The organism is Planococcus sp. RAB007_Raresut (assembly GCF_057369535.1).
The window spans coordinates 1-1,294 of the sequence record NZ_JBXYIF010000023.1 but is presented as its reverse complement, the minus strand read 5'-3'; the positions used below and the strand labels follow the sequence as shown (position 1 = coordinate 1,294).

Sequence of the window (1,294 nt, the reverse complement as noted above, 5' to 3'; positions counted from 1 at the left end):
TAGACTGACATAGCGATATGAGACACATATAAAACACCTTCATTAGGCTGCTTGCGCCCCAAATTCTTTGGGTGCCAGGTAGCCTAATTTTTCTAGAATCCGATCCTCGTTATAGTACCGGATGTATTCCTTTACTTTCTCTGCGACTTGAAGATTATTCAGGGAATTGAATTTGGTGTATGGAAATTCCTCCGACTTGATATTCGAGTGGAACGATTCAATCACCGCGTTGTCCCAACAGTTGCCACGCCGTGACATGCTGCTTACCCCATGCTTCTCCTTGATTAAATCCTGATAGGCATACGACGTATAAACACTGCCTTGATCGGAATGGATAATGATCCCTTCGGGATAGCCCCGCAGTTCCAGCGCCTCATTCAAGGTGTCGATGACGAGTGGTGTCTGCTGATGATCATAGAGTTTGTATGCAACGATTTCGTTGTTGTACAGGTCCATGATTGTCGAAAGATAGAGGGTCGAGCTCCCATACTGGATATACGTGATATCCGTTACCCATTTCTTGTTCGGAGCCGTGGCCGTAAAGTTTCGTTCCAACAAGTTGGGTGCCACAATCACTGATTCGCCTTGCGATTTCCATTTCCGTTTCTTCTTCACCCGGCATTGCAGGTTGTGCTTTTGCATGATGCGCTGAACGGTATTCCGGTGCTTGGTGGTCTTGTACTCGTTCTTGAGTAATTTCTTGATTTTTCGATGACCAAAACGGTATTTCGTTTTCTTGCACAGGGCGATAATATCTTTCTCCACTTGCGTCAACTCACTAGTAAGGCCGTCGGCCAGCCACCGGTAATAAGTGGAGCGTGCCACGCCTAATGCAGAAAGAATCGCCGTGACGGTATACTTCTGGCGGTAAGTTTCGACCAACTGAAGAACTACTCCTTTTCCAACTCCTTTTTGATCTCCAAATACTTTTTTAAGATGTCATTCTCCATTTTCAAATGCGCATTCTGGCGATCTTTCTTCTCCAGTTCGCTGGCAAATTCCGGTCCATGCCCAAAGGTATATTGCTTGCCGATCGGTTGGTCAAAGCGGTGAATTTCGTTATTTCGATACCATTTCATCCACGTCTTAATTTGGGATTCATTTTTGATGCCATACTTCTCCATGATTTCCTTATTGGTTAACTGGCCACTCATCTTGTCTTTGACCACAGCCCATTTCGTTTCGCTTGAATATACGTTTTTGCCCATGCAAAAACACCTCCGATTTCAGTACTTGTGTAAAGTGTACCATCTCGAAGGTGTTTTATATTGTCCCATTTAATTATGTCAGTCTA

The 1,294-nt window shown here is 44.4% G+C and carries 1 protein-coding gene; it reads right to left on the bottom strand.

The features are described 5' to 3' along the window. Nucleotides 1–42: 42 nt before the first annotated feature. Nucleotides 43–1,208 (bottom strand): IS3 family transposase gene (locus AC2Q9J_RS17545; protein WP_499041948.1). Its coding sequence is split into 2 segments (ribosomal slippage): nt 43–932 and nt 932–1,208, totalling 1,167 coding nucleotides; the frame shifts between segments, so codons are not numbered across the junction. Nucleotides 1,209–1,294: the final 86 nt, after the last annotated feature.